Source organism: Mesorhizobium sp. M4A.F.Ca.ET.090.04.2.1, assembly GCF_003999085.1.
Classification (GTDB): domain Bacteria; phylum Pseudomonadota; class Alphaproteobacteria; order Rhizobiales; family Rhizobiaceae; genus Mesorhizobium.
This window is the reverse complement of sequence record NZ_RZOT01000510.1, coordinates 1-4,518: the sequence shown is the minus strand read 5'-3', so window position 1 is coordinate 4,518 and position 4,518 is coordinate 1. Positions and strand designations below refer to the sequence as shown.

Annotated in this window: 2 protein-coding genes and 2 pseudogenes; all 4 read left to right on the top strand. The window is 67.1% G+C overall.

Going from position 1 to position 4,518, the window contains the following annotated elements:
• A partial coding sequence (locus EN781_RS26880; RefSeq protein WP_127400495.1) for a mandelate racemase/muconate lactonizing enzyme family protein occupies positions 1-826 on the top strand: 826 nt, incomplete at its 5' end.
• 285 nt (positions 827-1,111) lie between these two features.
• Positions 1,112-1,462 (top strand): annotated as a pseudogene (locus EN781_RS26875) (DUF427 domain-containing protein); the annotation flags it as partial.
• A gap of 356 nt (positions 1,463-1,818) precedes the next feature.
• A pseudogene (locus EN781_RS26870) lies at positions 1,819-3,129 on the top strand (homoserine dehydrogenase); the annotation flags it as partial.
• A gap of 31 nt (positions 3,130-3,160) precedes the next feature.
• The coding region (locus EN781_RS26865) for an FGGY family carbohydrate kinase (RefSeq protein ID WP_127400494.1) at positions 3,161-4,518 on the top strand (1,358 nt) is incomplete at its 3' end.

The following is a 4,518-nucleotide window of genomic DNA, read 5'->3' as shown; positions in this document are numbered from 1 at the left end:
GTTCAAGGGCCACCCCTACATCAAGTCGGCGCTCGACATGGCCTGCTGGGACCTCGCGGCGCGCGCCGCCGATGTGCCGCTGGTGACCATGCTCGGCGGCCGCGAGAGCGAGACGGCGGAACTCTACAGGGTCGTCACGCACGGTACGCTCGATCAAATGGCCGCGCTTGCCAGGCGCATCGTCGCCGAGGGCTACCACCGGCTGCAGGTCAAGGTGGGCGGCAATGTCCGCGACGATATCGAGCGCGTGACGGTGGTCGCTGCCGCCGTGCCGAAGGGCACGGTCATTTTCTGCGACGCCAACGCCGGCTGGACGCCTTATCAGGCGCGCCAGTTCGCCGACGCCACGCGTGGCATCGACTACACGTTCGAGCAGCCCTGCACGACGCTCGACGAGAACATGTCGGTGCGCCGCATGCTCGACAAGCCGATGGTGCTGGACGAATCCGTCACCTCGCTGGAGGAGATGCTGGAAATTCACCGCAGGGGTGCCGCCGACGGGCTGACGCTGAAGATCTCGCGACTGGGCGGCGTCACCAGGACGCGTCAGATCCGCGACGTTGCCGTCGACCTTGGCTTCATGATCACGGTCGAGGACACCGGCGGCGCCGAGATCGATACGGCTGCGATGGCGCATCTGTCGCTGTCGACGCCGGAAGAGCGCCGCCTGCACGCAATCGCCTTCCACGAATGGGTGACGGTGCGCACCGCCTCGAACAAGCCGCCGGTCACGGGAAGCCGCATGGGCATTCCCGACGGGCCCGGCCTCGGCATCGACGTGGTGCCGGATCTGCTCGGCAAACCGTTCTTCGAGATCGGCGGCTGAAGATGAATATCCGCCGCATATCGGCAACGCCGATCAACCTGCGGCTGGAAGCGCCCTATCAGTGGGTATTCGGCGAGCTCGACGGCTTCTCGCCGACCATCGTCGAGGTCGAGACCGAGGATGGTCTCGTCGGCCTCGGCGAGGCGCCGACGCCTGGCGGCGGCCGCCGTCGTCAACGATGTGCTTGCGCCACGCCTCGTTGGCCGCGACGCCTTCGACATCGCAGGCGCCGAGCAAGCCTGCCTGCCCTTCTGGACCGGGGTGCAGTCGATCAACGACCGCACCCGCATCATCCTCGACGGTGAGCAGGTGGCCGATTCACGGCGCGGCGTGTTCCTGTTCGAGACCGGCCATCCGGTGCGCCACTATCTGCCGATCTCGGACAGCAGGCTCGATATGTTTGCGCCCAGCCGCTACATCTCGCGCTGCCCCTACAAGGGCATCTCCAACTATTACCATGTGACGACCAGCACCAGGCGGCACGAGAACCTCGTCTGGTACTATCCCGAGCCGGTGCACGAGGCCGAACGCATCAAGGGGCTGGTCTGCTTCCACCACGAACTGGTCGACAAGATCCTGGTCGACGGCGTCGAAATCCCGAAAGAGGCTACAGCGGCGTCCGACGGGTATTTCTGAGCGGCGAATCTTGCGTCATCCGTCGCGGGCGAAGCAACGTAGCGGGATGAAACAATCACCGCCTCGATCCTTCGCGCCCCCTCTGTCCTGCCGGACATCTCCCCCTTGGGGGGAGATTGGCAGCTTGGGCGCCCCGCTCAGTCCTGCAAGGTTGAGCATTAGCGAAGGCGCAGCGACGGCTGATCTCCCCCCTTGTGGGGAGATGTCCGGCAGGACAGAGGGCGAGGACCCGTCGACAGCGAATTGATTCCCCCCGGCAACGCCGAAATGTCGGTTGAAATATTTTTCAAATAGAAATAGGAATGTTCAAAAGATCATTTCGGCGCAGCGGCGCGCCAAGGACCGGAGGAAGCGACATGTCCCATCCGCAATTCGCAGCGGAGCTCCTGCAGCGCGCTGAAAAGCACGGGCCGATCACCATCGGCCTGGCCGGCGCCGGGCAGATGGGGACGGACATCGTCGTCCAGGTCGCGCTGATGCCGGGCATGCGCATCGGCGCCATTTCCGAGGTCCGGCCGCAGGCGGCGATCGACGCCGCTCTGCTTGCCGGCCATGACCGCGCTGACATCGTCCAGGCGCCCAACGCCGCGGCCATCGACCGCGCCATCGAGGCCGGCAAGATCGCCGTCACCGAGGATTTGCATGCGCTTGCCGCCGCCGGCCGCATCGACGTCATCATCGACGCCACCGGCAACCCCAACATCGGCACGCTGTTCGCCCTCGAAGTGATGAAGAACGGCAAGCACATCGTCATGCTCAATGTCGAGGCCGACATCACCATCGGCCGCTTCCTCAAGGATGAGGCGCGCAAGGCAGGCGTGGTCTACACCGGCGCCGCCGGCGACGAGCCCGCCTGCACGCTGGAGATCATCGGCTTCGCCAAGAGCCTCGGCTTCACAATAGTCGCCGCCGGCAAGGGCAAGAACAATCCGCTGAAGATCGACGCCATGCCGGCCGACTACGAGAAGGAGGCCAGCGAGCGCAACATGAACGCGCGCATGCTGGTCGAGTTCGTCGACGGCTCGAAGACGGCGATCGAGATGGTGGCGATCGCCAACGCCACCGGCCTGGTGCCGGACGTGCCGGGCATGCACGGCCCGACGGCGACACTCGAGGAACTGGCAGGGGTGCTCTGCCCGCGCGAGGACGGCGGCGTGCTGCACCGCAAGGGCGTGGTCGACTATTCGATCGGCAAGGGCGTGGCGCCCGGCGTCTTCTGCATCATCGAGACGAAGCATCCGCGCGTGCTGGAGCGCATGATCGACCTCAAGGTCGGCAAGGGCCCCTATTTCACGATCTTCCGCCCCTATCATCTGACCAGCCTGGAAGTGCCGCTCTCGGCGGCGCGCGCCGTGGTCTACAAGCGCGCCGACATGGAGCCGCTCGACCATCCGGTGGCGGAAGCCGTGGCGGTCGCCAAGAGCAACCTCGGCGCCGGCCAGTCGCTCGGCATGATCGGCGAGAACGACTATCGCGGCTTCGCCATGACATGGGAGGACGCGCGTGCCAGGGGCGCACTGCCGCTCGGGCTGGCCGAACGCGCCAAGGTGGTGAAGCCGGTGAAGGCCGGCGACTTCCTCACCTATGAAAACTGTGTACCCGACGATTCGATGGTGATAACCCAGATCCGCCGTCGTCTCGACCAGTCGGACGGACGGTTCGTCACAACGCCGCCTGATATTTTCGGATCCCCGCCTGATGGACGATGTCGTAATCGGGATCGACGCCTCGACGACGGCCGTGAAGGCGATCGCTTTCGCGCGGAACGGGGCGGAACTGTTCCAGGCGCGCGAAACCTACCCGCTGTCAAACCCGGCGCCCGGCCATTTCGAACAGGACGCCGAGCACTGGTGGACGGCGCTGCTTGCCGCGGTGAAGCAGGTCGCCGGCAAGGTCGGCGGCTCGCGCGTGGCGGCGATTTCCATCGCCCACCAGCGCGAGACGTTCACCCTGATCGACGCTGCCGGCAAGCCGCTCATCCCGGCGATCCTGTGGCTGGACGAGCGCGCCCGCCCGCAAGTGGCACGGCTTTCGGCCGAGCTCGGCCGCGAGGCGATCCGCGACTGGAGCGGCAAGCCGCCGGACCCGACGCCGGCGCTCTATGCGCTTGCCTGGCTTGCCGAACACCGGCCGCAGGCGCTCGGCCAGGCGGCGGCACTCGTCGACGTGCACGGGTTCTTCGTCCACCGGCTGACCGGACGGCTGGTGACCAGCACCGCGAGCGCCGATCCGCTCGGCCTGCTCGACATCAAGACCGGTACCTGGCATCCCCGCCTGGTCGAGGCCGCCGGGCTGCGGCCGGAGCATTTGCCGGAGCTGGTCGGGCCGGGAGAAATCTGCGGCGGCCTGAGCGAAAGCGCCGCCGCTCTGACCGGCCTGCAGGCCGGCACGCCCATCATCGCCGGCGCCGGCGACGGCCAGGCGATGGGCCTCGGCATGGGCGTCTACGGTCCCGGCAAGAGCTACCTCTCGCTGGGCTCCGGCGTCGTCAGCGGCAACTATGCCGGCGCGGTCGCGACATCGGATGCGTTCCGCACGCTGGTCTCACCGACCGGCTCCGGCTTCATGCTGGAGACGGTGCTGCGCTCGGGCATGCAGCTGGTCGACTGGATCGTGCGCACCACCGGTGCACCCTCCGCCGCCATCCTGGAGAAGGCCGCGATGGAGGTGCCCGCAGGCAGCGACGGCCTGCTGGTCATGCCGTACTGGGCCGGCGTCATGAGCCCGTACTGGGATGGTGCTGCGCGCGGCGCCATTGTCGGCCTGTCGCTCGACCATGAGCCAAGACATCTCTTCCGCGCGGTGCTGGAAGGCATCGCCTTCGAGCAGGCGATCGCCACCGCTGCGATGGAGGAGCGGACCGGCAAGGCAGAGGCGATGATCGCGGCTGGCGGCGGCGCCAATTCGACGCTGCTGATGCGGATCATGGCGAACGTGCTGGAACGGCCGCTCTCGGTTTCGCCGGTCAACGAGGCGGCCGCACTCGGCGCCGCCATGCTGGCGGCATCCGCCGTCGGATGGTTCGCTTCGCCGGAAGACGCGGCAATGGCAATGGC